This window comes from Roseiconus nitratireducens, from assembly GCF_008629675.1.
Classification (GTDB): Bacteria; Planctomycetota; Planctomycetia; order Pirellulales; family Pirellulaceae; genus Stieleria; species Stieleria nitratireducens.
In genome coordinates, this window is the sequence record NZ_VWOX01000004.1 from 303,074 (window position 1) to 328,380 (window position 25,307).

Annotated in this window: 18 protein-coding genes; 10 read left to right on the top strand and 8 right to left on the bottom strand. The window is 61.8% G+C overall.

The features are described from left to right. Positions 1 to 65: 65 nt before the first annotated feature. The 4 genes from FYK55_RS09065 to FYK55_RS09080 all read right to left on the bottom strand — a co-directional run bounded on the left by FYK55_RS09065 (position 66) and on the right by FYK55_RS09080 (position 4,063). A complete protein-coding gene (locus FYK55_RS09065; RefSeq protein WP_150076078.1) occupies positions 66 to 1,802 on the bottom strand; it encodes a helix-turn-helix domain-containing protein in 1,737 nt (578 codons plus the stop codon). Between the two features lie 89 nt (positions 1,803 to 1,891). Next, complete coding sequence (locus tag FYK55_RS09070; RefSeq protein ID WP_150076079.1) at positions 1,892 to 2,281, bottom strand: hypothetical protein; 390 nt, start codon at positions 2,279 to 2,281, stop codon at positions 1,892 to 1,894. A 274-nt stretch (positions 2,282 to 2,555) separates the two neighbouring features. Then, positions 2,556 to 3,413, bottom strand: a complete 858-nt coding sequence (hisN, locus tag FYK55_RS09075) for a histidinol-phosphatase (protein ID WP_150076080.1) — start codon at positions 3,411 to 3,413, stop codon at positions 2,556 to 2,558. Beyond that, positions 3,410 to 4,063 carry a signal peptidase II gene (locus FYK55_RS09080; RefSeq protein ID WP_150076081.1) on the bottom strand — a complete coding sequence of 218 codons (654 nt, stop codon included), beginning with the start codon at positions 4,061 to 4,063 and terminating at the stop codon, positions 3,410 to 3,412. The genes hisN and FYK55_RS09080 overlap by 4 nt, the downstream gene beginning before the upstream one ends. Before the next feature lie 384 nt (positions 4,064 to 4,447). Between FYK55_RS09080 and thrC the strand changes: the two genes are divergently transcribed. The 4 genes from thrC (at position 4,448) to FYK55_RS09100 (ending at position 9,519) form a co-directional block, all read left to right on the top strand. Continuing rightward, complete coding sequence (gene thrC / locus FYK55_RS09085; protein WP_235908545.1) at positions 4,448 to 5,845, top strand: threonine synthase; 1,398 nt, start codon at positions 4,448 to 4,450, stop codon at positions 5,843 to 5,845. 265 nt (positions 5,846 to 6,110) lie between these two features. Continuing rightward, positions 6,111 to 6,914 (top strand): 4-hydroxy-tetrahydrodipicolinate reductase, encoded by an 804-nt coding sequence (gene dapB, locus FYK55_RS09090; RefSeq protein ID WP_150076082.1) that lies wholly within the window; start codon positions 6,111 to 6,113, stop codon positions 6,912 to 6,914. Between the two features lie 25 nt (positions 6,915 to 6,939). Further along, positions 6,940 to 7,305, top strand: coding sequence for a hypothetical protein (locus FYK55_RS09095; protein WP_150076083.1), 366 nt, complete (start codon positions 6,940 to 6,942; stop codon positions 7,303 to 7,305). Positions 7,306 to 8,034: 729 nt separating this feature from the next. Continuing rightward, on the top strand, positions 8,035 to 9,519 hold the full coding sequence (locus tag FYK55_RS09100) for an MFS transporter (protein WP_150076084.1): 1,485 nt from the start codon (positions 8,035 to 8,037) through the stop codon (positions 9,517 to 9,519). Positions 9,520 to 9,528: 9 nt separating this feature from the next. Here FYK55_RS09100 and thiC read toward each other — a convergent pair whose 3' ends face one another. The 4 genes from thiC to FYK55_RS09120 form a co-directional block, all read right to left on the bottom strand. Then, a complete protein-coding gene (gene thiC, locus FYK55_RS09105) occupies positions 9,529 to 10,863 on the bottom strand; it encodes a phosphomethylpyrimidine synthase ThiC (protein ID WP_150076085.1) in 1,335 nt (444 codons plus the stop codon). A gap of 302 nt (positions 10,864 to 11,165) precedes the next feature. After that, entirely contained in the window at positions 11,166 to 12,554 is a 1,389-nt protein-coding gene (locus tag FYK55_RS09110) for a c-type cytochrome (RefSeq protein ID WP_150076086.1), read from the bottom strand. A gap of 202 nt (positions 12,555 to 12,756) precedes the next feature. Continuing rightward, positions 12,757 to 14,316, bottom strand: a complete 1,560-nt coding sequence (locus FYK55_RS09115; protein WP_161604387.1) for a hypothetical protein — start codon at positions 14,314 to 14,316, stop codon at positions 12,757 to 12,759. 116 nt (positions 14,317 to 14,432) lie between these two features. Beyond that, the gene (locus FYK55_RS09120) at positions 14,433 to 15,539 is read right to left on the bottom strand and encodes a threonine aldolase family protein (protein ID WP_150076088.1); all 1,107 of its coding nucleotides are present in this window, start codon (positions 15,537 to 15,539) and stop codon (positions 14,433 to 14,435) included. Positions 15,540 to 15,752: 213 nt separating this feature from the next. On the opposite strand from FYK55_RS09120, the gene hisD reads away from it, so the two are divergent. The 6 genes from hisD (at position 15,753) to hisB (ending at position 25,246) form a co-directional block, all read left to right on the top strand. After that, on the top strand, positions 15,753 to 17,144 hold the full coding sequence (gene hisD / locus FYK55_RS09125) for a histidinol dehydrogenase (protein WP_150076089.1): 1,392 nt from the start codon (positions 15,753 to 15,755) through the stop codon (positions 17,142 to 17,144). After that, on the top strand, positions 17,141 to 18,205 hold the full coding sequence (gene hisC / locus FYK55_RS09130) for a histidinol-phosphate transaminase (RefSeq protein WP_235908546.1): 1,065 nt from the start codon (positions 17,141 to 17,143) through the stop codon (positions 18,203 to 18,205). The genes hisD and hisC overlap by 4 nt, the downstream gene beginning before the upstream one ends. A 53-nt stretch (positions 18,206 to 18,258) precedes the next feature. Further along, positions 18,259 to 20,355: a hypothetical protein gene (locus FYK55_RS09135; RefSeq protein WP_150076090.1), complete on the top strand. Its 2,097-nt coding sequence runs from the start codon at positions 18,259 to 18,261 to the stop codon at positions 20,353 to 20,355. Positions 20,356 to 20,520: 165 nt separating this feature from the next. Then, complete coding sequence (locus FYK55_RS09140) at positions 20,521 to 22,875, top strand: hypothetical protein (protein ID WP_150076091.1); 2,355 nt, start codon at positions 20,521 to 20,523, stop codon at positions 22,873 to 22,875. A gap of 4 nt (positions 22,876 to 22,879) precedes the next feature. After that, positions 22,880 to 24,430: an Hsp70 family protein gene (locus FYK55_RS09145; RefSeq protein WP_161604388.1), complete on the top strand. Its 1,551-nt coding sequence runs from the start codon at positions 22,880 to 22,882 to the stop codon at positions 24,428 to 24,430. 228 nt (positions 24,431 to 24,658) lie between these two features. Further along, positions 24,659 to 25,246 (top strand): imidazoleglycerol-phosphate dehydratase HisB, encoded by a 588-nt coding sequence (hisB, locus tag FYK55_RS09150; RefSeq protein WP_150076093.1) that lies wholly within the window; start codon positions 24,659 to 24,661, stop codon positions 25,244 to 25,246. Positions 25,247 to 25,307: the final 61 nt, after the last annotated feature.

Genomic DNA, 25,307 nt, shown 5'->3' on the forward strand with positions numbered 1-25,307 from the left:
GTGCCGCGAATCCCAAATGTGGCAGCCTGACCCGCCACCGGTCCGATCCGGTCGGATCCAACGGATCAGCTATCCCAACCCATCAATCCGATCAAAGAATCCGTCAGCGAGCTGACCGGAGCCGACATCTCGCTGTAGGACCACATGTTTCGAACCAGATCGGTCATCAACATGCCACCGAGCGAAAGCGTCAAAATGATGAACATCAGCGACAAACACTGCATCAACGAGAACGGAATCTCGTAGCCGTAGCCACCCGGTGCCGCACCGACGGTGGCCGGTTCGGCGGAATCGTCGATCGCCACGGCATCTTCGTCCAGCGGCTGAGCATCCAAGGCATCGTCCGGTGAACCGAACGCGTCATCCCCCAGCGGTTCGGCTTCGGCGAAATCAGCCTCGGCAAATCCGCCGGCGTCATTGAAGTCGTCTTCCAAGTCGACCGCTTCGGCGACTTCGGAATCCTCCACTTCGATCACCTGCGAACTGCTTTCCAAGTCGCCGTCCAGGCCGACGCCGGAAGGTGACAGCTGGAATTCTTCATCGCCGGATTGCAGATCGACTGCCGAATCACCGGGCTTCTTGCTACCCGATCCGGAACCGGAGCCGGAAATTCCGCTGCCGTCGGTCAACTCGGCACCCAAATCCAGCGCCGACAGGCTGCTGCCGGCCAAGTCCAACGGCTCGCTTTCCAGCGAAAGTCCGCTGTCGCTCGGGCTCATCAGGTTGATCCCGCTGTCGCCGGCGACCGAGATGTCGCTGACGCTGTCCAGCAGCAGTTCTTCGTCGTCGTCGGCGATGACCAAATCGTCATCTTCGTCCAGCGCGTCGTCCATTTCTCCCAGCACGCTGGAATCCAGGCCGCTTCCCAATCCGGACGACGTCAGCAGGCTCTCACTGTCGCCGGAAATCAACCCGCTACCGCTGCCGGACTGTTCGGCGCTCAGCAGATCCAATTCGCTGAGCACGTCGGCGCCCGACTTCTTTTTTGAAGCGTCGGAACCGGGGCCACCCAAGTCGCCCATCATTTCCAGGCTGCTGGCCGCTCCAGACTCACCCCCGGTGTCCTCGCCGACCATCGCCTCCAGATCCAAGCTGTCTTCGGAGTCTTCGCCCAGGACCAATTCGTCGCTGTCTTCTTCGGAAAGCGAGTTCTCGAAGCTAAGCGATCCGCTGGAACCTTCGCCGGATTTGCCTTCGCCGCCCAGTTCGACGGAGCTGGTGGAGTGTCCGCCGGCGGCTTCAATTTCCTGTCTGGGCACCGGGCCGGTGCTGCCTTCTTTCGGGTCGATCGCGACGTCGACCGAATCGTCGTCGTCGCGAATGATTGCCGGATCATTCAGGCTCAATTCCGCCGAATCGATCTCGACCAGATCGGCACCTTCGGTTTCAAAATCGCCTTCCAATTCATCTTTGCCGCTGTCGCCGGCCACCAATTTGACGTCACTGCCGTCTTCCTTGGACCCGGCCACCAGATTGACGTCACTGCCGCCGGTGCTGCCCTCTTTCAAGTTTTCGCTGCCGATGTTGACATCGCTGCCGCCGCCTTCCTTGCCAGCATCCCCCCCGATCACGCTGCCGATTCCGCCCGCATCCCCGCCCAGGGACGCGTCATCGACCAGGATTCCGGAGCCGGCACCTTCGGCGGCCAATTCTTCACCCAACCGGTCGATTTCGTTTTCCGGGAACTTCCAGCTGGAACCGTCACGAAAACCGCGAATTTCGCCCTGACTGCGCAATTCCACAAGGCGATCGGTCGAAATGCCGAGTTTCGCGGCGGCTTCCTCGAGTGACAGATAAGACATGAGCGGGTTTTACTTCGAGCGGGGAAAAATGAGCGGGGCGTGCTTCGCCGACGATTCCTCATCTCTCTAGCTCGGACGATGGGTGAGCGTTACTTCACCTGACCGCTAAGAAGTCGGATTTCACCGGGCAACGGCGCGGTCGCGTTGAGCGTCAACGAAAAGTCGGCATCGATCGGACGGCTGCTGACCAAGCGAACCTGGCCCGACCTATCGATATGATACACGGCCATTTGCATTTTGCCGGTATGAACCAACGTAATTGTCTGACTTCCCGAGCCGTCAAATCCAGAAAACCCGATCAACTCGCCCGCCGAGCCGACGCGGAGCAGATTCGGGCCGGCGGAAGCACCGATTTGCGGGAAACCGTCGGCCGGACCCACCTCCCCGGGGGAGACCACTGGTGATGGCTGGTCGGCCAACGATCCGACCACCAATGCGAAAACGATCGTCAATCCCATCCATGCGGCTTGCCAACGCATCCTGCTTTTCTCCTTGGGGTGGCGAATCTGCTGACCCCGCGAACCATTCCTAGGGAGCCCATTTTTACGGAGCCCAACGGGACAGCGCCACTTTGATGGAACCACGCTCGCCAGAGCGTGGAAATCTGCACCGCTACCACCGTTTGGCGACGGTCGCTCCATCGACTTCGTGAATGATGCCGCGGCGGTCCGACCGCGGGCGGTCGCATCTTTGCCCAGCGAAGCATTTTTGCCCAGCGAAGCCGACACTTTGGTTCATACCCGGCCGGCGGAGCTAGCCGCAAGTCAGAATTTCTCGGACGCGGTCGTGCAGCTTTCCGTTGGTCCCCAAGCCGTCACCGTTGCGAACCGTGGCGTTGCCCTTCCAGTCGGTAAAACGGCCGCCCGATTCGACGACGATCGGCAGGATCGCGGCCACGTCCCAGGCGTTGCAGGCCGGGTCGACCATCAAATCCGCGCGTCCGGTGGCAACCAGCAAGTATCCGTAGCCATCGCCCCAACTCCGCGTGATCCAGCACTCCCGCTCCAGCCGTTTGTACGCCTCGGCGGCACCGCGAGCGTCAAAAGAGTCGACCTGGCTGGTCACAAACACGGCGCGGTCCAATTCGCTCCGGTCCGACACGCGGGCGCGGGACCACGCTCCGTCGCCAGACGCCCCCTGCGGTCCGCCTCGGTGCCAACACCCCAACCCCGAACTGGCGACCAGGATTTCAGCCAACGCGGGAATGTAGATCACGCCTCCAATTGGCTGACCGTCGCACTCCAAAGCCAACAACGTGGAGTACAGGGGCACACCACAAACGAACGACTTGGTGCCGTCGATCGGGTCGACCACCCAACGGTAAGCGGAATCACCCGAGGTCTCGGCGAACTCTTCGCCCTGGACCGTGTCGTCAGGGAAGCGCTCCCTGATCTGTTCGCGTACCAGCTGTTCCGCCTCGCGGTCCGCCACGGTCACCGGCGACTCGTCCTGCTTGCTGTCGATCTGCAAGTCGTCCGCACGAAAGTACCGCAGCGTGTGCCGACCAGCAGCCTGGGCCACTTCGATCATCGCCGCCAACCGCCCGGCATGCAGTTCGCCCCACTGGTCGGGCGATTTGGGCTGACGAGCATTCGCGTCGTGATCGGTCATGAATTCGCTGATTCGATTGCGGTGCTGGGTTGGTCCTCCCGCTCCGGCGAGGCGTTCACGCTGGATTCCGAAGCGGCGAATTGACCGGGGAAAAACGATTGATACAGCAACATGCCTGCCCCGACCACCAGCAGCGAATCGGCGATGTTGAAGTTCGGCCAGGTCCAGCGGGCATTGATTTGCCACAGAATCCAATCCCGAACGCCACTTTGCCACTCCGGCGGATAACCCGCTTGCCACCACAGCCCCAGCCGGTCGTACAGGTTCCCGATGATCCCGCCCCCGACCAACCCCAAGGCGACGGTCAGCCACCACGATTCGGCGCCGCGAAACCAGAACAGCCAGACCACGATCCCGATCGCGGCAATCACCGACATCGCGGCGAAAAACGTTCCCTTACCGGCTCCCATCCCAAAGACGGCTCCGATGTTCACGGCCGTCTCGATGCCGAAATACGGTTTGATCACCCACCAAATGTCGTTTTGCCCCGGCAAACCACGCCAGCGAAAGATCATCGCCTTGGTCCACAGGTCGACCGCGCCGCCTAAAAGTGCCAACGTGATGAAAGTGACGGCCTGGCGAGACAGCGATTTGCGACCGACACCCGCAGCCGGTTTCGGCGGATCGGCCGTGACATTTGCCTGATTCATCTTCCCTTGATCCGTTCGATCCCTCGGTACTGGACGCCGGGCGTCAGGCCGGCGAAAACCAACACGGTCCTATTCCAGCAAACAATCGCGGAAGCCGGTTTCGGCGCCGCAGCGTTGACACGGTAGACTCCCGAACCGCTCCTGCCCAGATCAACCGCGTCGAAACCAGGCTGGCGTCGAAACCAGGCCGGCGCGACAGCCGATTCCAATCGCCAAGCGGAGACGCACCGCGCGGGGACCGTCGCTGGCCCGGCCCCCCTTTTCAGTGGCGACAAACTCCGGAAATCAATCTATCCTTACGATACCGTCCCAGGCCGGCCCGCCACAGCGAAGCCAACAGCGAACATGACCGATATGATTCAAACCGCCCAGCCGCATTCGTCCATGCGTACGAATCTCGCGTACCAACGCTGCATCAATCCCACCTGCGCCGCGACCTATGACACGGGCGAATTGCACACCTCCTGCCCCAAATGCGGGTACCTGCTGGACGTCAGCTACGACTGGGACAAAGCGGCCGTCCCGGACAAGCTGAGCGATTTTGAGGCGATGTGGAGTCAACGGTTCAACCCGGTTCGGTTTTCCGGGGTGTGGCGTTTCCATGAACTGCTGCCGTTCGCTCCGCAGGAACGCGTGGTGACCGTCGGCGAAGGCCAGACGCTGCTGCAGCAGGCTGATGCGGTCGGAAAATTCGTCGGCATGAATGCCGGCCAGCTGCACCTGCAGTACGAAGGCATGAATCCGTCGGGCAGCTTCAAAGACAACGGCATGTGCGCGGCGATCACCCACGCCAATTTGCTGGGGGCCAAACGGGCGGCCTGCGCCAGCACCGGCAACACATCCGCCTCGTTGGCCCTGTACTGCAGTGCGACGCAATTGATGAAGGCGATCATCTTCATCGGCAGCGGAAAGATTTCCTACGGGAAACTGAGCCAGGCACTCGATTACGGGGCCTTGACCGTGCAGATCGCCGGGGACTTTGACGACGCCATGATCCGCGTCCGCGAAATCGCGCAACGGCTGGGGATCTACCTGGTCAACAGCGTCAATCCGTTCCGGCTGGAAGGCCAGAAGACGATCATGTTTCGTGTGCTGGAAGCCCTTCGTTGGGAAACGCCCGACTGGATCGTGGTCCCCGGGGGCAACCTTGGCAACAGCAGCGCGTTCGGCAAAGCCTTCATGGAGCTGAAGCAATTGGGGCTGATTGACCGCGTTCCCCGTCTGGCGGTGATCAACGCCAGCGGTGCCGACACCCTGTATGAATTGCACGAACGCCGCGGCGTGCGGTGGAACGGCGGTCACGTCGACCTGGATCCGATTCGGGAATACAACGACCACATGGATCGCCACGGCATCAAAGCCGACACGCTGGCCAGCGCGATCGAAATCAACCGGCCCGTGAATCTGAAGAAGTGTCTGCGGGCGTTGGAGTTCTGCGAGGGTGTCGTCCGTCAGGTCAGCGACCAGGAAATCTTGGACGCCAAGGCCAAAGTCGGCGCGGGAGGTTTCGGTTGCGAACCCGCCTCGGCCGCCAGCGTCGCCGGCGCCAAGCTGCTCCGTCGCGAGGGCGTCATCGCGCCAAGCGACCGCGTGGTGTGCGTGCTGACCGGACACGAATTGAAGGACCCCACCGTCACCGTCGCCTACCACACGACCGATCAGGAAGTCTTTCAAAAGACGCTGGGCAGCCGCGGCGTGACCAAGGCTTCGCACGCCAACAAGGCGATCGCGGTCCCGAACGAGTTGGACGACATCATCAAAGCCATTCAGCTGTACGCCTGACCGCACGTCAGTCGCGTTGCTTGCACGGTGCGACAACCGTGGCGAACTCCATCTAGCTTCTGGCTTCTGGCTTCTGGCAGCGGAAATCAATCACGTCCGCGGTGAACCTGCCTGCGGAAAGGCGGATAGAAGTCGACGTGCCGCAGTCGACCGCCCTGCCCTGCCCCGCTGCTCTGTCCCTCATCCCTGCCCCGCTGCCCTGTCCCAGCGGGGCGTGTTACATTCGTTTGAGTACCCCTTCGTCCGCCTTTGGTAGTCCACCCCGATGACCACTCCTTTGAAAATTGCCGTTCATGGCGCCGCCGGACGCATGGGCCGACGCGTGGTGGCACTCGCGTCGGCAGACCCATCCGTGGAAGTCACCGCTGCGATCGAAAACGACCAACACGAACTGCTGGGAGCCGACGCCGGCGAGTTGGCGGGCGTGGACACGCTGGACGTGCCGCTGGCATCCAAATGGCCGACCGACGTCGACGTGGTGATCGACTTCTCGCTTCCAGACGCCATCGACCGCTGCATCGAAAAATGCGAATCCCACGACACGGCGCTGGTCATCGCCACCACCGGCATGACCGACGCGCAGGTGGAACGGCTGAGGGACGCGTCGGCCAGCATTCCCGTCGTGTGGGCCCCCAGCATGTCCCTGGCCGTCAACCTGACCATGAAGCTGGCGCAGCAAATCACCGAAAAGCTGCGTGACGTTCCAGGTGGACTGGACATCGAGATCATCGAGCGTCACCACCGATTCAAGGCCGACGCCCCCAGCGGCACCGCACTGAAGTTCGGTGATTTGATCGCGGAAAAACTGGGTGATGACACCAAGCACGTTCACGGTCGCGAAGGCCACACCGGACAACGGACGCGCAACGAAATCGGTTATCACGCCGTCCGGGTCGGCGACAACCCCGGCGAACACACCATCGTCTTCGGGATGTTGGGCGAGCGAATCGAACTGAACGTCGCAGCCAGCAATCGCGACTGCTACGCCGCCGGCGCCATCGCCGCCGCCAAGTGGCTGATCGATCGCCCCGCGGGCATGTACGACATGTTCGACGTCCTGGAAATGTGAGTCCCGGGAGAGCGAAACGCGGGCCATGAAGTGTGACGAAGGTTACCGGTGTGAGGTTTGCGGAAACGACGTCACGTCCATTGTCGAAAGCGATCTCTACTTGCGTTTCGTGATCGGTGAATTGGACGCCGAAGTTTTGCACACGACGCCCGAACGCCACCTCCGCTGCAACCCGGTGCTGGCACAATTCATTGAGGATGATCGGTTCCCACCGGTGCAGGTCCAGGGCCCCATGGCGCGGCAACACTTGGACACCGCGTTCGTTGCCACGCGCTGCAAATTGGTCAGCCGCGGCTACCGCCGGTTGCGTGAGATTGCCGAGTGGCCCGGCGATCGGGACCTGACGACGTACCCGCTGCCGGAAGTGGTCGCCCGACACGCCTCGGGCTGAACGCCCGCCGAACCTCCCTGGTTCCAAGGCTCCCGCCTTGGAACCGAATGCGCCGCAGGCTCCCGCCTGCGTCCCCATTTCTAACCGTCTATCTGCCACACCCCGCAAACCGAGCTGGCAGAGCCAGCGTCCAGTGCGTTCCCGGGCGGGAGCCCGGGAACGAGGGTTTGGTTCTTGACAAGTTCAGCGTCTACCAGAGAACGAGTTTCGCCACCCTGATTCCAAGGCTCCCGCCTTGGAACCGGATGCGCCGCAGGCTCCCGCCTGCCTGCCGATGCTGAATGCCACATCCCAGGCGCACCGAGCTGGCAGAGCCAGTGCTCCAGTGCGTTCCCGGGCGGGAGCCCGGGAACGAGGGATGGGTTCTTGACAAGTTCAGCGTCTACCAGAGAACGAGTTTCGCCACCCTGGTTCCAAGGCTCCCGCCTTGGAACCGGATGCGCCGCAGGCTCCCGCCTGCGTCCCCATTTCTATCCGTCTATCTGCCACACCCCGCAAACCGAGCTGGCAGAGCCAGCGTCCGGTGCGTTCCCGGGCGGGAGCCCGGGAACGAGGGATGGGACGGATTTGCGTCAAAAAGCCACCGATCGGCGGATTTCCAGCGACCATCCCTGCCCGGGCGGGCTCTCAAGCCGGAGCCGGCGAAATCCGTCTCAGAGAATTGTCCGGCACCTGCTACGATCGCACCTGCTCGACCGACCTTCGCCGCCACTTTCCCAAGACCGCGACGTGACGCACCCTTACAAACCGCCGTCTTCGGACACGCCGGCTTCCGAGACGCCGTCTCCCCCATCGCCGTCTTCCAAACCGCTCTTCAACCGTGGCTTTCTGGGCCTGATCGTCGCCCAATTTTTCGGGGCGATGAATGACAACATCCTGAAAGTCGTGCTGACGTTCATGGTGATCAACGGGGCGTGGGCCGGAATGCTGGGTGATGGCGGACAAGGAATCGTCAGCATTTGCTTCACCGTCCCGTTCATGTTGCTCTCGGGATTCGCCGGTCAGGTCGCCGATCGCAACAGCAAACGGAGCGTCACGGTGTGGGTCAAGATCGCGGAGATCCCGATCGCCATGCTGGCCGGCCTGGGGTTCTACCTGCAAAGCCTGCCGATCACGCTGCTCGCCCTGACCGCACTGACCTGCCAGAGCTCGTTCTTCGGCCCGGCGAAGTACGGCATGATTCCCGAGCTGGTCGCGGGAAAGGATCTCAGCCGCGCCAACGGGGTGATCAACATGCTGACCAACGTGGCCGTCATCCTTGGCACCGTGATCGCCGGTGTCGCCAGCGACCTGTATGCACCGTCGCCCGACAAGATCGGTTTGCTGTGGCTGCCGGGCGCATTGCTGCTCACAACTGCGGTGTTTGGCCTGATCGCCTCGATCTTCATCTCGCCGCTGCAAGCCGGCGACAAGGACCTGGTCTACGCGGCCAACCCCTTCAGCACGTACATCGCCACGATCCGCGAGATGTCCAAGACACGACTGTTGCTGGTCATGATGGCCTGGGGCTACTTCTACCTGCTGGCCGGCATCGCCCTGTTCATCGTCCCCGAGTACACCGAGGTCTTGCGGATCAATCACACCGAAGCGAGTGTGCTGATGGGGGTCCTGGGGATCGCGATCGGACTCGGATGCGCCGTCGCCGGGGTGATTTCCGGCGACCGAATTCGGCCGCGTCTGACGCTGATCGGTGCAACCGGGCTGGTGGTGATGTTCTTCCTGCTCGCGGCCATTCCGCCGTGGATGCCGAACGCGCGTCCGATGGTGCGGGTGGCACTGAGCAATGTGTCGCTGCTGATTCTGCTGGCGGGCTTTTTCGCCGGGTTTTACATCATCCCGTTGCAAGCGTTGCTGCAACGGTTGTCACCGGACGACGAACGCGGACAATTCCTGGGGACGGCCAACGCCGTGTCGTTCGCCTTCATGACGGTGGCCGGAGTGTTGTACTCGACCATCCGGCCTGCCTTCGGCACTCAGCCCCAACACATTTTCTATGTGGCCAGCGGACTGATGCTGGTCGGCGCGGCCTACTTCGTTTGGAAGCTACGGGGCACCGGACTCCTGGCCGCGACCTCGGCTGGTCTTGCAGCCGATCCCAACGCGGCGCTAAACGAACCGGACGCCCCGGACAAATCGAACGATCCCGCCCCACGCGACGAAGCGGTCGCCCCGGCAACGACGCTCGATCACGTCGCTGACGCCAGCAACGGTTGATCGGCGGCCTTACTCGCTGGCCGGAATCTGAACCAGATCTTTCTCTTTGGCCATCTTGCGGATGTCCTCAGTGATCTTCATCGAGCAGTACTTCGGTCCGCACATGCTGCAGAAGTGGGCGCTCTTGAAAGTGTCCTGCGGCAAGGTTTCATCGTGGTAGCGACGGGCCGTTTCGGGATCCAAGGCCAGACGGAATTGTTCGTTCCAATCGAATTCAAAACGGGCCTTGCTGAGCGCGTCGTCGCGGTCCTGAGCCCCAACGCGCCCCCGAGCCACATCGGCCGCGTGGGCCGAAATCTTGTAAGCGATCACACCTTGCTTGACGTCTTCCTCGTTGGGTAGCCCCAAGTGTTCTTTGGGCGTCACATAGCACAGCATTGCGGCACCGTGCCATCCGGCCATCGCGGCACCAATGGCGCTGGTGATGTGATCGTAGCCGGGGGCGATGTCGGTGACCAACGGACCCAACACGTAGAACGGCGCCCCTTCACACAACTCGGCCTGTTTCTCCATGTTCATCTGGATTTGATGCATGGGGATGTGCCCCGGTCCCTCAACCATCATCTGGGTGCCATTGGCCTTGCCGCGTTTGGTCAGCTCGCCGAGCACTTCCAGTTCGGCAAATTGAGCGTCGTCGGACGCATCGGCGATCGATCCGGGCCGCAGGCCGTCACCGAGCGACCAGGTGACATCGTACTGACGCATGATGTCGCACAGATCGTCAAACGCATCGTACAGAGGGTTCTGTTTGTTGTGCGCCATCATCCATTTCGCGATCAACGACCCGCCGCGACTAACGATCCCGGTGACACGGTTGATGCTCAGATGCAGATGCTCCAGCTTCACACCGCAGTGGATCGTCATGTAGTCCACTCCCTGCTTGGCCTGGTGTTCCACCATGTCCAGGAAGTGCTGGGCATTCATGTCTTCGATGTTGCCGCCCAGCTCTTCAAGCATCTGGTAAATCGGGACGGTTCCGATCGGCACCGGACTCTTTTCGATGATCTTGCGACGGATGTTGTCGATGTCTTTGCCCGTGGACAGATCCATCACCGTATCGGCGCCGTAGTGCACCGCCGTGTGCAACTTTTCCAGCTCTTCGCCGACGTTGCTGGTCACGGCACTGTTGCCGATATTCGCATTGATCTTGCATTTGGCCGCGACACCGATGCACATCGGCTCCAAAGCGCCGGCGGCGTGCACCCTGTTGGCAGGAATCACCATTCGCCCGGCCGCGACTTCATCGCGGATCGTTTCGACGGGCAAGTTCTCCCGCTTGGCGCACGACTCCATTTCGGGAGTCACTTCGCCGGCCCGCGCCGCCATCAATTGCGTTTTACTCATCTATCTACTCCGAAGATCCGCCAGGGAGAGCGGATCCAGTGCGAAATCATGCGAAAGTCATTGCGGTCGAAAGTCGTTGCGGTGACCAGGATTGCTTGGCTGGCCGCCCCGCGTGCGTGTCATCGACCACCGTCGCGACGGTGGCACGGTCGCCGGGGTGAAGCCAATCGTCCGAGGGCGCAAACTGCCAGTGCTACCGCCAGGCGCGTGCGTGGTCGATGCACCGTGTGTTATACGCGTCCCGCGCGGATCCGAGTAGATCCCCCCAACCGCCGCGGCGGATTTCAGAAGGTGGCGATGCGCTAGAATGTTTTCAAGTATTCCAGCACCGATTCCTTCTCGTCCTCCGTCAACTCCTCCGGGAATCGGTGCCCAACGTTACTTTTCCCGAACTTTCGCGTGTCGAAGTAGCTGCGGCGGAGCACGTCGTCGGTCAGTCCCGCCGGAACTTCTGAAACTTCTTCGAATTCCAGTCCGACCTTTTCGCGGTTGAATCGTTGTGAGACGGGCCGCCAGACCGTGGGCCGCTGGTCGGGATGCAACACATGCCACAGTGTCGGCACGCTACCGTTATGGAAGTACGGAGCGCTCGCCCAAACGCCATCCAACGGGGGCGCCACGTAGCCGTCTGGATCCACCACCGTTTGCTGAGGATCAGCCTCCTGAGCGTGAGCAAACCAACTGCGTGCATATTTCTGACGCCCTTCGACCGTCAACGCCTGCAACCGCACCGGATCGGTCCCCACTTCATCCAACGGGACCCGCACGTTGGGATACTCTGAATCCGCTCCCGGCGTTCCGTGACAACGGGCACAGTGATCGTTGAAGACCGCCCTGCCCTGCTCCGCCCGCGTCGCATCGACCGGGTGCGGGTACTCGGGCGGACGAAGCGAACTGAGGTAGGCGTACACGTCGCGAAAATCATTCTCGTGCTCGCGAAAAAACTCCGGTCCGTTCTCGGGAACCAATGCGAATTGCATCAGCCCACGGTGTCCCTTTTCCGCGAATCCGTCGATGTACAGGTTCGGCCGTTTGTGAAAGTACCACCACGGCGGCGCATCCATGTCGTGATGGACGAAGAACTTGGGGGGCTTCCGGACGACATTCAATTCTTCGTCGCGGCCATTCATCAGCCCCATTCCGAACACCACCGCGTTGGTGGTGCCGTTGGTCGTTCCCAGCGGGATGAACAGGGCTCCCAGCTCCATCCTCCCGGGGAGACGTCCCAGCAAGATCTTTGCTTTCCCGATCTCCTCGGTCAGTGTCTGCAATGCGAATCGGTTGTTGGGCGCACCAGGGGTCGGCATGCCATCGACCGAACCGCCATGGCAACTGAAACAGTTCATCGTCCACCGACCTTGATCATCGACAACGTACTGCAGCGGCTTGCCGGATTCGTCGCCGGGACGCGGGGTCAGACCATACCTGGCGAACGCCATTTCACGCCGCCGCTCAGGCGACGCCTGCTCAGCTTCGCTACGCAGCGGTTCCGGCCAGACCTTCCAGAGGGAATCGAAGGTTTCCTGGTCGAAGTCACCCGGCAGGATCGCTGTCTCGATCAGGAATCGGTAGCCGCGTTCGGCCGCCGTCAGCTCGCGTGCCGACGGCCCGGCCGATCCGTCAGCAGCAAAACCGCCGGTGGTCAGTAAACACCAGCACATCAACGACAGGGACAGTGTGGTTCGAATCATTAAAAACGCGTTCGGCAACGAGGACAAACCGAAAGTCCTATTTTAGACCTCCGGCCAGCGATAACCGAATGATTTGGGGCCAGCCAACGGGTTTTCGCCCGCTCTGAGGGAATTCGGAGGACTGAGAATTCGGAGGACTGAGAAATCGGAAGACCGGGAAATCGGAGGACTTCGCCACCGGTTCATGTGCGGCAGGCACCCATCAAATCCCACGAGCCGACGAATCGGCAGCAAACTGCAGTCGATGGACGGAGATTCGCCCGGCCAGCGATTCCGTGTGGGTCACTTGGCGTTGGCTCCCCACACGTCGGACAAAGGCCTGAACCGAACGCGGACCGGATCGCGAAATCAACCACACGTCCGCCCGACCGGCCGGCAACGCCTCCAACCGGCGTCGAATCCAGGATTCATCGGCGAATACCGAGAGGACGGCAACATCCTCCACGGCATAAGGTCCCCGCAGGGGAAACGCGAGGTAGTTCCAAGGGGCACGCTCCTCCAATTCGGAATCATAGGGTTCGGCGAAGAATCCGGTTTCGATCAGCCCACTGTCCAGCCATACCGGCTGGCCCGCGGTCCGGTGACGATTCACGAAGGCCGCGGCCTGGCGCCAGTCTTCGCCGCGGAGCTGACGCGGCAGCCGGCCGGTGCCAAGCATCGCCCACGTTCCCTGGATGTGTCCTTGAAACCCCAGCACGACGACGACCGCAATGATTCCCGTCCAGAACCTCCACTTGGCCCCCGCATCGGTCAAGGCTTCACTCCACGACGGTGCCGCGAACGCACCAGCTCTCCACGACGGTGCCGCGAACGCACCGGTACTCCAAGACGGTGCAGCGATCGCACCGGCACTCCACGCCAACATCGGTAACGCCGCGACGTAGTACCGCCGATGCCACAGAGGAACCCAGCCCGAATAGGAAAGCCAAAAAAACGTGGCAGTCCCGAGTGTGGCGATGATCGCAGGCAAAGCCCCCAACCAGAACGCTCGCCACGCAGTGGCATTCGACTTCCGCGCCGTCGCCAACCACACGGACACCCCGCACACCGCGGGGACGCCGACCAATGCCCCCCAACGCCAGGCGTTCAGAAACGCGCGAGAGTCGGTCACATGACCAAACGCCCGCCACTGGTCGCGATGAGACCACGAATCTCGCAGTGACGAATTCCACAACAGCGCGGCGGTCACCAACAGCGCAACAATCGCCACGCCGTCCCACAGGTTCAATCGTCGTCCGTGCCGCTTCCAATCGATGATCAAACACACCGGAATCCACCACCCCAAGACTCCCAAGGAGGTCGGATGCAGCAGCGCCGACGCGCAAATCGCCAGCGTCAATCCCATACGCCACCTCGGACGCGCCGCTTGGGGCCCCAGGTGACCCGATTCGGTCGCCGGGTCGCTTGGGACGTTCTCCAGCCCCGTCATCGCGGCACACGTCGCCAGCACGCTGCACAACATCACCGCAGCGTAGGGCCGCAACTCGCAACCGAAGAACACCGCGTTGGAATTCATGGCGAACAGCCCACCCGCGATGACCCCGCCGGCAAGACGGCCGGTCTGTTTCGCAACCCCAACGACGAGCAGGGCCGCTGCGCAGGAACTTGCCAACACGCTGCTGAACCGCAGCCCCCATTCGCCACTTCCCACCAAGCGACGCCAACCCCACAGTGCTTGAAAGTACGGGGCCGTCTGGTTGCCGACCCGCGCCCTGGCGGCAACTTGGGCCAGCCCATCATCGACGGCCCATGCCGAATGCAACTCGTCGATCCAAAAGCTTTCTCCGCAGGAGGGCAGCCGGAACGCAAGCGCGAGCACGAAAACGACCACCGCCGCCACGAGCAGGATCCGGGGACTTGGCGCGGGCGACGGGGGATTCACTTCGCGCCCTGCGTCAACAAACACTCGGCCGACTGCTTGATCGCCTCACACGCGGCAGACACTTGCGCCGCCGTCACATCCAAATGGGTGACCAGCCGTACCGTCGCCGGTCCGGTGTCGAAACACCACACGCCCCGCTCGCGGAGCAAGCCGACCAATTCGGCCGCGGGCGTGCCGCCGCCGCCATCGCGCTGCTCGGTCGACTTGCCGATCGGCTCCGGTCGATCGACGTGAATCATCACCATGTTGGTTTCCACCCGGCCACCGACGATCGACAGCCCGTCACAGGACGCCGCGGCGGCGCCGAGCTGCTGGGCCGCTTGGTGATCCTGCTCCAGGCGATCCCGATGATGCTGCAAAGCGTGCAAGGCTCCGGCGGCGATGATCCCGGCCTGCCGCATCGCCCCGCCGAACAACTTTCGTCCCCGCCGCGCCTCGCGGATGAAGTCGGCCGAGCCCGCGATGGCGGACCCCACGGGTGCGCCCAGGCCTTTGCTGAAACACACGCTGACGCTGTCGAAGGGTGCCGCCAGCTGTTCCACCGTCGTCCCGCTGGCGACCGCCGCGTTCCACAGCCGGGCACCATCCAGGTGCGTTGCCAACCGGTGACGCCGTGCCCACTGACAACTCGCAACGACATCATCCTGTCGCTGGACGCGGCCACCCCATCGGTTGTGCGTGTTCTCGATGCACAGCAGACCGGTGCGGGGATGGTGTTCGTCACTGGCGTGGACCTGGCCGACCAACTGTTCCGGGCGGATCGTCCCGTCGTCCGTCGCAATCAACCGTGGGATCAACCCCGACAGCGAAGCGTAGGCGCCTTGTTCGTAGTGATAGATGTGACAGTCGGCTTCGCACAGGAATTCCGTTCCGGCCGGACAGTGGGTTCGCAGCGCCACCTGATTGGCCATCGATCCGCTGGGCACAAACACGGCGGCTTCCTTTCCCAGCAATTCCGCCGTTCTTTTTTCCAACCGGTCCACAGTCGGATCCACATCGATCACCGCGTCGCCCACTTCGGCCTCGGCCATCGCCCGGCGCATTTCCGGCGTGGGTCGGGTCACCGTGTCACTTCGCAAGTCAATAACGGGCGCTGCCTGCATGGTCGGCATCCGATGCGGGAGAATGAGTCAGACGGGCGTTTTCGCCGCAGTGTACCAGTTGTGGCACGATGCCTATCATGGGGCTCGACCATCGGTTCGCACCTTTTTCCGCCCGAATCGCCGACCGAACCTGCGGATTGATAAAGCCCTCCATCGGACGACGCCCGCCGTCAAAACCCGCCTCGAACACCTCTGGCATCCCTGACGCCAACGATGACCGAATCCGAAGTGAAACAAACCGATCTGCAAATCCAACGCGTTGACGCCCGCAGCGGATCGGCCGAGATCCTGCAGCAACTGCGCGAAAAGCTCAGCCCCCGCGGCGACGTGGTTTCACCACGCGGACGCGCGTTGACCGAGGAAGTGTTCGGCGGCCCCCTGACGCCGGTCGAAGTCGTCCAGCGAATCTGCGCGGATGTCGAGCGCGACGGAGACCGTGCCCTGCTTCGCTACAGCGAGCAATTGGACAAAGCCGCTCTGGCGGCCGAAGACTTGCGAGTCCCCGCGGAGGAACTTGCCCAGGCGCATCATGACGCCGACCCGGAGTTGTTGAAATCGATTCGCCGAATTCGCGACAACGTGGCAGAATTTCAACAAGCCATCCTGCACCACGACGTCACCATCGAACCCAAGCCCGGGGTGAAGCTGACGCAGCGGTATGTTCCGCTGCGACGCGTGGGTGTTTGCGTCCCCGGTGGTGCCGCGGCGTATCCCTCCACGGTTCTGATGACCGTAGTGCCGGCCCAGACCGCCGGCGTCGCGCAGATCGCGGTCGTCGCCCCGCCGACAGCCTTCGGTGCGTACAACCGCGACGTGCTGGCAACCTGTCACGAACTGGGTGTCACCGAGGTCTATCGGATGGGTGGGGCCCAAGCGGTCGCCGCGTTGGCTTTCGGTACCGATTCCGTCCCGGCCGTGGACAAGATCGTGGGTCCCGGCAACCTGTTTGTCGCTTTGGCGAAAAAGCATGTCTACGGAACGGTCGACATTGACTCCTTCGCCGGTCCCAGCGAAGTGATCGTGATCGCCGACCAGACGGCGCGTCCGGATTTTGTCGCCGCCGACTTGCTGGCCCAGGCCGAACATTCGCCCGGCAGCGCGATCTTGATTACGTGGGATCCCGCATTAATCGAATCGGTCGCAGCCGAACTCGCCGATCAGGTGGCACAACTGGAACGAAGTGAACTGACCCTGGACAGCCTGGAAGCCTTCGGCGCGTTGATTCTGGTTCGCGACCAGGACCACGCCTGTGAACTGACCGATTCATTCGCCCCGGAGCACCTGCACATCCAGACCGCCAATCCGAGAGACCTGATGGCGAAGATCCGGAACAGCGGGGCGGCATTTTTGGGGCACCACACCCCGGTTGCATTGGGTGATTACGCTGCCGGCCCCAGCCACGTGCTTCCGACCGGCGGCACCTGCAACTGGGCGGCCGGCCTGTGCAGCAACAGTTTTCTCCGCAGCGGAAGCGTGACCGAATTCAACCAACAAGCGATGAATGACATCGCCCCCGATGTCGAACGACTGGCCGAGAAAGAAGGCCTGACCGCCCACGCCCGCAGCGTCTCCCTCCGTCGATCACCTTCCCCACCCCGTCCATGACCAAGACCGACCTTCGCGCAGCACTCGCTCAGATGCTGCCCTACACACCGGGCGAACAACCGCCACCGGGCAAGTTCATCAAACTGAACACCAACGAGAACCCGTATCCGCCGGCCGAGTCGGTTGTCGCGGCGATCAAGAATGCCGCCTCGGGTCCGCTGAACCGATACCCCGACCCGACCGCGACGCTGTTCCGTCGCGCGGCGGCCGAAACGTTGGGGTTACCGGGACCGGATTGGATTTTGGCCGGGAACGGAAGCGACGAAATCCTGACGATCCTGGTGCGCGGGTTTGTCGGCGAAGGGCAAAAGCTGCGGCTGCCCTACCCCAGCTACATCCTGTACCGAACGCTGGCCGACATCCAAGGCGCCAAATGGGAACAAGTTCCGTTTCTCGACGGCTGGCACCTGCCCAGCGTATTCGGCGAAGGCGATCGCGATTTACGGCTGGTGCTGCTGCCCAATCCGAACAGCCCCAGCGGGACGGTCGTTCCGCCGGACCAGGTCGAACGGCTCGCCGCTTCCCTGCCCTGCCCTTTGGTCGTCGACGAAGCGTACGCGGACTTTGCCGAATTCAACTGTTTGGACCTGGTCCGCAAGCACGAGAACATTCTGGTCACCCGCACGCTAAGCAAATCGTATGGCCTGGCCGGCATTCGATTCGGCTTCCTGGTCGCTCAACCCTCGTTGATCGCCAAACTTGCCAACATCAAAGACAGCTACAACTGCGACTATCTGGCAACCATCGCGGCGACGGCGGCGATTTCCGCCCAGGACTGGCTGGCTGACGTGATCGCGAAGATCAAGGCCACTCGGTCTCGGACCGAATCCCGGTTGCGGGAAATGGGATTCGATGTCACTCCTTCACAGGCCAACTTCGTTTGGTGCACTCATCCCAGCGGCCGCCACGAGCAATTGCACGAATACCTGAAAAAGAACCAGATTCTGGTTCGCTACATGAACTTTCCTGACTGGGGTGACGGCATCCGAATCTCCATCGGCACCGACGAGCAGACCGAAGCGTGTATGATGATGATCGAGCGTTACCTGCAATCGCTCTGATCTTCTCCCGTCGCTCCGACACGCCGTCTCCGCATTGCCGTCGATTTCGGATCATGAATGGCACCGCTGAACTGAAAGTCCGACCGCTGCGCGGACGTGGGCAAAGACCGGTGGGTCGGAACCGCCTCCGGGGTCGGTGCCTGGGCGTGCTGGTCGCGGTCGTGGCGACGTTGTCGACAATGCAACTGCACGGCCAAACCGCTTCGTCGTTCGACCGCGAGAAGCTTGAACGCCTGCTGAAAAGCGACAAGGTTCTGGAGCTACGTGAAGCCGTCCAGATCATCCGCGTGCACCCCCAACCGTCGATGGAGTTCTTGCCGTTGTTGGCTCGGCGTGCCAGTCATCCCGAGTTGACGGATGTGTTCCGCTGGTTGGTGGCGCAGCATACCGATCCGGAGCAACTGAAGCAGATTGTGCCGGAGGCCGGCTCCGTTCATCCGCTGACGCTGCAATTGGTCCAGTCGACCATCGAATTGGGCGGCCGATCGGGCGCTCGCCGCCCAACCTCGTCGCCCGCGATGAATGCGTCCTCCCAACCCCGGTCGCCTATCGCCGCGGCCTCTTCATCACCACGGTCCGCACCAACAAACACGCGTCCGACGACCGAACCTCGTCCAGCGCCCCCGTTTCGGAGACGCACCGAATCGCCGGCGTCACCTCCACCGCGGCCGGTCATTCCGCAGTTGAACCAACCCCAACGGATTGCCGTCGCAGATTTGCGGGCGGAAGTGGATGCGGACGAAGCTCCGGTCATGAAGTTACCGCTGTCAGATCAGGCCTCGCAGTTGGAGCGACTGGAAGCGTTGGCAAGCGTCCCGGCGGACCAGCCGCTTGGCGACGATGACTGGGGCTATGTTTTCCGAGCGCTCGATCAAAGCTTTACGGTTGATCGGTCAACCTTCGGAGCGGCAAGGAACTCTAGCATTTCCAAGATCCTGAACCTTGCCAAACGCGTCATCAAAGATCACTACGCGACCAATCGGACACTCGTGCACCAGTTCATCGTGTCACCGGAAACCAGCAATCCGGAACGGGTGATTTCGCTGGTCGGCGATCTGGGCCGGGCAGACGAACAAGCATTTGAGTTTGTCTGGAAGCTGGGCGCCGTTGACGACAACGAACTGCGAACGGCGGCCCTGAATCACCTTCATTACTCAGAGAACGCCGCCAATCAAGTCGTCGATGAATTGATCAACCGGATGTCGCAAGATCCGTCGCACGTGCGGGCGTTCGTGATTCCCGTGTTCCGAGTCAGCCAGAAAGCCGATGACAATGGTCGGAGCAAAATCCTGGCGTGGCAATTGGAGCAGTTTGAGCCAACGTTCGCAGTGGCCGATCAGCGTCAACCGATGCATCGTCAGAACCTGGAGATCGTCTCTCAGGCCAGGACGGTTGTCCGCAACATGTCGCCGCAGATGCAGGTCCGCTGGGTCGAGCCCATCGTCGCTCAGGCCGAACAATCGCGTCATCCACGTCCCTACGTCGATTTGCTGTCCACGATGAAGTGTGCGATCGGCCCCGCAGCGGACTTAATTGCCGGAGTGATGAACGACCAGACACAAAGTGTGGATCGGTTGAACATGGCTCGGCTGCTGTATCGTGCAGCTGGCAGTCGAAGTGATGTTTATCCGATGTTTCGCAAGGTCATCGTGCAGCCAAGGCCCGAGCAAGCGGAATTGAACGCGGCCCTGCTGGGAGTCATCGAAGTCGGGGAACCGGCAAGCGAGTTGGTTCCCGATCTGGTACGGTTGCTACGCGAACCGGCTTATTCGGATAGTCACTCGATGATACTCGCGGCGATTCGAGCGACCGGTTGCGGCGGCCGCCCCGCAGTGACGGAGCTTGTCGCCGTGTTATCCGATCCGTCCAAAGCATCCCTGCATCGGGAAGCACTGGAGACGCTACAGGCAGTTCAACCCGAAACGGACCAGGTACTCGAATTGCTGCTCGACATCGCACTGGATCGAGATCCGAAACACCAACGCGGTGGCTCCACCAGGAGTCGGGCGTTGGGGATGATCCGAGAAATGGGTCCGGATGCCGCCGAGGCAGCCGACGACCTGGAACCGCTCGCCAACTCTGATTCCCATTACGCTTACGCCGCCCGAGCGGCATTGGCGGCGATTCGTCCCGAGGCGTTATCGCCGTGACGGCCGATCGTCATGAAACAGGGTTGCAAATCCTCCGGCCAAGCCGGGGCCGGAGTCGCGGCCATTGAGAACGTTGAACCAGGTCGACTAGACTGATTCGGGTCGCTCCCGGCGCCATTCTTCTCGGCAGAACTGCTTTTGAGGGCAAGACGCATCTCCGCTCCCATGTTTGATCCGCTTCACAAGTGGCTAGGGATTCCTTCGGCAGAACAGCCTCCGACTGACTATCGGCTGCTGGGGCTGGCGAAGTACGAGGACGATGCGGACGTGATTGATTCGGCGGCGGACCGCGTCTTGACCTTCTTGCATGACTTCACCGGCGGCGAGCACGGCGAGTTGGCCGAACAGCTTTCCAATCAGGTCTCCGCCGCTCGACTTCGTCTGCTGAACCCCGCACGCAAAGCCGCCTACGATGCCGAACTGCGAGCATTCGAAGACAGCCAGCAGGCCCCGCAAGCGGTCGACTCCACGTCGATCGACGCCGTGCTGCAGATCCCCCCGCGGCCACCACGGGAATCCGACGCGGCCGCCGTGGAGAACGAACAAGGCGCCCAGGATTCGTCGCATCCGCCTGGTCGGGCGGCGACGGCTCCTGCTCCGCCGATCCGGACCGGAAACCGTCAGGCGAAATCCAAACGGCCGCGATGGCGATTGTTTTGGCTGATCACCGGCATGCCCGGGATGATCGCATTGGTCTATCTGGTTTTTGCTCTCAGTACAGGGCGACTGGAATTCGACCAGCAGAAGTTGCAACGCCTTGGATTGGCAACGGACGAAACGCCTGAAGAGTCCACGGAACCAGCGGAGGAACCTTCGTCGCCGACGCAACCCTCCACCGCGAACGTCCCAGCGGCTTCCCAAGATTCTGAGACGACACCGCCATCGCTTCCCCGCCAACCCGATTCGGATTCCCGCCGTCGGCCGCTGTCCCCCGGCTCCGACGATCGCGATGACTCGATTGCGAATTCCGATCCACCGCAATCAGTTGGGGAAACAGACGACACGTCCGCGACACCCTGGACGCCCTCCTCCCTGCCCTTCACTCCGCGCTCGCGAATCTCCGATGTGGACAAGCCGCCGGTCCCTCCGGCTGACACCATCGAGCAAAAGATGTCGATTGTGCGGGAGCTTTACGAAGACGCCTACCGAAACGCATCCGATTCCGAACAGCGAATCGAGGTGGCCGACAAAATGCGTCGAGCCGCTGAGAAGATGAACGATGATCCCGAAGGAAAGTTTGCGTTGTGCCGGGTTGCGCGCGATATCTACGTTGGTGAAGACGACTTCGTCGATGCCATCGAGACCATCGAATTGATGGACCGATCGTTTGCGGGGATCGATGAGATCTCCCTGAGCCGCGAAGTGCTTTCCTCTGTCGGCAAGACATCCAGCCGGGCCGGAGAATTCGCTGCCCAGTGCAAGCGGCTGGCGGCAATCTGCATCCCGCAAGCCCGATTCGACGACGCGCTGGCCATCATGGACCTGATCCGTGAAAACGGCATCCGTCTCCGGGCGTTTCAGTATGAATCATTCAAGATGCTCAAATTCCACCTGGAGTACGCGAAGGAGTTGTTTGATCAATACCAGTCGGCCGCGCTCAAGCTGGAACAGGACCCAACCGACCCGGAAGCGGAGCTCGCCGCGGGAAAGTACTTGGCCCTCATCGAAGGCCGGTGGGAAGACGCATTGCCAAGACTCGCCAAAGGCTCCGATCCGCTCTATCGAGAAGCGGCCGCCCTGGAGATCGGTTTCGATTCGAATGAGGCAACAGCGCTGGAAGTCGCCGATGCGTGGTACGAAGTCATTCGATCCACCCGTTCCGTCTTCGGAGCTGCGCCCTTGGCCAAGCATGCGGTTTGGTACTACCAGGATGTCATGCTGAAAAACAGCGGACTGGAGAAAGAGAAAGCGGCTCAGCGGATCACGACATTGAATCGGCGGATCGCCGAAGGCACCGCTCACCTGCCCAGCAGTTCCGAAAACGGAGCGGAGAGTCGGTATTCTGCCGGCACTCGGTTGCTGGACAGCCAAACGTTCGATTCGCCCGATCCGGATGACTTTGCGACGATCAACAACGACACGGTGCGGATCGGCATGGGCCGTCAGTCGTCCGGTCACGGCGAGACTGCCGCCGGTTTCGAATTGGACAATGTGGGCACCATCACCGTTCGCGGGACCGCCTCGCAACCGGCAATGGCCGCTTCCCCCTTCGTGGCCGTGGGATTCATGATCGACTACTTTGGGGCAAACGGGTATCGCTCTCGCGTGTTCTTGGACATTGGGAACACACGGCCGCAGGCATTTTCCAATCATCCGCCCTGGGGATCCGCTGCGATGCCCTCCCGGCAGTTTCGGCTGCCACCCGATTCCACCTACACGCTGGACTTGCGACGATGGGCACCGCCCGACTGGAACGGACGCTGTTGGTTCTCGGTCTACATGCGTGACGCGGGACCGCAGCGAACGTTGATGGCCAGCGTGTCATGGGATCCACCGGCGTCGGTCGACCGCGGAGAGTGATCGAGTGAATCCAACCTCGTCCAAACCTTCTCCGGTCGCAGTTGGCATCGACTTGGGCACCACCAACAGTGTGATCGCCTACGTCGACCACCACGGTGAGCCCCGCACCTTGCTCAATAGCGACGGTGAGTTGATCACTCCGTCGGCGGCGCTGATCGAAGGCGATGAGGTCACGGTCGGGAAACAGGCCATCAAAGCCCGTGTCACCTTGCCGGGCAATGTCGCCATGTTTGCCAAACGGGACATCGGGAAACCGGCGCTGTCGCAGCAATTCAACGGCCAAACGGTCTCGCCCGAATTGATCGAATCCTTTGTGTTAAAACGGCTGAAACGCGATGCCGAATCACGGCTCAACGCGCCGGTCGAACAAGCGGTCATCACCGTCCCTGCCTATTTCAACGAACCCAAACGCCTGGCGACGATCCGTGCGGCCAATCGGGCCGGTCTGGAAGTCTTGGCGATCATCAATGAACCGACCGCGGCATCGATCGCTTTCGGACTGCTGACGCAAAGCAGAGTCCTCGGGCCGCAGACCGTGCTGGTCTACGATCTTGGCGGCGGAACCTTCGACGTGTCACTGGTTCATGTCGACCAGAAAGCGATTCGCGTGCTGGCGACCGACGGCAACGCGATGCTCGGCGGCATCGATTGGGATCGTTGCCTGTCGCAATGGCTCGATGACCAGTTCGCCCAGGCCTGCGGATTTCGTCCCTCCGAAGCCGATACCGGTCAAGCCTGGCTGATGCAGGAAGCAGAAGAATTGAAGCATGCCCTGTCGAGTCGACCGGAAGTCAAGATTCGATTGACTTTCCAGAACTCGACGCTGAAAACCAAGATCACCCAGTCGCAGTTCGACGACCTGACGGCACACTTGTTGGATCGCACCCGGTTCACGGTCAGCAAACTGTTGAAAGAAAGCGGGACGACGCCGGAAACAATCGACCAGGTGATTCTCGTGGGCGGTTCGACTCGGCTGCCTCAGGTGTCCGCCATGATCATGCGCGTGGTGGGGCTGGATCCGAACCGGTGTGTCTCGGCCGACGAAGCCGTCGCCCACGGGGCCGCCCTTCACGCCCATTCGCTTGCTCAAAAGCGTCGCGGAAAGTCCGCCGACGCCGACACAAACGATCTACTTGTCTGCGATGTCAACGCGCACAAGTTAGGGGTGTTGGGGATCGATCTGCAAACGCGTTTGCGCTGCAACTATGTCATGATCCCGCGGAACACCCCGCTGCCGGCGACCCACACCGCCCGCTTCCAAACGATCCGCGACGGGCAGGGAAGCGTTGCCGTGGAAGTCGTCGAGGGCGGTGACTCACGAGGGCGATACGGAACGCGGCTGGGAAGGTGCGTGATGCGGGGACTGCCCCAGGGACTGCCAGCCGGAACGCCCGTCGACGTGACCTTTCGCTACGACGACGACGGCTTGATGCGGATTGAAGCGCGGCTGCCTGCCACCGGACAAACCGCTTCGACCGAAATCCAGCGGCAACGGTCCAGCATGGCCTCCGAATCCATTGAGGATTTTGACCCACAGTGGCTGCTGGAAGATTGACGCCATGCAAGCGGATTCTTCGGACCCGATGATCTGACCGGCGAACCCGGCGTGGCTGGCGGAGTCCTTTTAGCCGGGCGATTCCCACCCTCGGTGCTGCGGCGAATGGCACAACTGGCGTCTGCCGGGCGGATTTCCGGCCGTTGCCGGACGGGGCCCCTTGCCCGCCGGACGAAAGCGAAGCACGATTCTACCGACCCCCTTCCCGAACGCCGTTTGCTCGCCGCCATGAACCGTACCGCCAGTATCCACCGCACCACCGGAGAAACCGATATCAGGCTCTCGATCGACCTGGACGGCAGCGGCGACGGCAAACGCGACTCCGGCATCGGATTTCTGGATCACATGCTGGACCTGTTCGCCAAGCACGCATTGATCGATCTGGAGGTCACCGCCAAGGGCGACTTGCATGTCGATGACCACCACACCGCCGAAGACATCGGAATCACGCTCGGACAGGCCCTGGACCAGGCCCTCGCCGATCGGGCGGGGATCCGCCGCTATGGTCACTTTACCCTTCCCATGGACGAATGCCTGGTCACCTCCGCTGTCGATCTGGGAGGGCGCTACGCATTTGAGTACAACGCGCCGATCGCGGCCGCAAAGATCGGGACGTTTGACAGTGAGCTGGTTGAACACTTTTGGCAATCCTTCGCCGCCAACGCGCGGTGCAATCTGCACGTGCTGTTGCACCACGGTCGCAACTCGCACCACATTGCCGAGGCGGTGTTCAAATCGGTCGCCAGAGCGATCCGCATGGCCGCCGAATCCGACCCCCGTTCGAACCAGATCCCCAGCACAAAAGGCGTGTTGTAGGAGGCCCGGTCGTTTGTTAACGCACGACTGCCCGGACAAGGAACCCAAACAAAGGGCCGGG

What these genes read in the sequence shown, in the direction of transcription:
- FYK55_RS09065 (WP_150076078.1), bottom strand. Translation starts at nt 1,802, where the DNA reads ATGTCTTATCTGTCACTCGAGGAAGCCGCCGCGAAACTCGGCATTTCG.
- FYK55_RS09070 (WP_150076079.1), bottom strand. Translation starts at nt 2,281, where the DNA reads ATGCGTTGGCAAGCCGCATGGATGGGATTGACGATCGTTTTCGCATTG.
- hisN (WP_150076080.1), bottom strand. Translation starts at nt 3,413, where the DNA reads ATGACCGATCACGACGCGAATGCTCGTCAGCCCAAATCGCCCGACCAG.
- FYK55_RS09080 (WP_150076081.1), bottom strand. Translation starts at nt 4,063, where the DNA reads ATGAATCAGGCAAATGTCACGGCCGATCCGCCGAAACCGGCTGCGGGT.
- thrC (WP_235908545.1), top strand. Translation starts at nt 4,448, where the DNA reads ATGCGTACGAATCTCGCGTACCAACGCTGCATCAATCCCACCTGCGCC.
- dapB (WP_150076082.1), top strand. Translation starts at nt 6,111, where the DNA reads ATGACCACTCCTTTGAAAATTGCCGTTCATGGCGCCGCCGGACGCATG.
- FYK55_RS09095 (WP_150076083.1), top strand. Translation starts at nt 6,940, where the DNA reads ATGAAGTGTGACGAAGGTTACCGGTGTGAGGTTTGCGGAAACGACGTC.
- thiC (WP_150076085.1), bottom strand. Translation starts at nt 10,863, where the DNA reads ATGAGTAAAACGCAATTGATGGCGGCGCGGGCCGGCGAAGTGACTCCC.
- FYK55_RS09110 (WP_150076086.1), bottom strand. Translation starts at nt 12,554, where the DNA reads ATGATTCGAACCACACTGTCCCTGTCGTTGATGTGCTGGTGTTTACTG.
- FYK55_RS09120 (WP_150076088.1), bottom strand. Translation starts at nt 15,539, where the DNA reads ATGCAGGCAGCGCCCGTTATTGACTTGCGAAGTGACACGGTGACCCGA.
- hisD (WP_150076089.1), top strand. Translation starts at nt 15,753, where the DNA reads ATGACCGAATCCGAAGTGAAACAAACCGATCTGCAAATCCAACGCGTT.
- hisC (WP_235908546.1), top strand. Translation starts at nt 17,141, where the DNA reads ATGACCAAGACCGACCTTCGCGCAGCACTCGCTCAGATGCTGCCCTAC.
- FYK55_RS09135 (WP_150076090.1), top strand. Translation starts at nt 18,259, where the DNA reads ATGAATGGCACCGCTGAACTGAAAGTCCGACCGCTGCGCGGACGTGGG.
- FYK55_RS09140 (WP_150076091.1), top strand. Translation starts at nt 20,521, where the DNA reads ATGTTTGATCCGCTTCACAAGTGGCTAGGGATTCCTTCGGCAGAACAG.
- hisB (WP_150076093.1), top strand. Translation starts at nt 24,659, where the DNA reads ATGAACCGTACCGCCAGTATCCACCGCACCACCGGAGAAACCGATATC.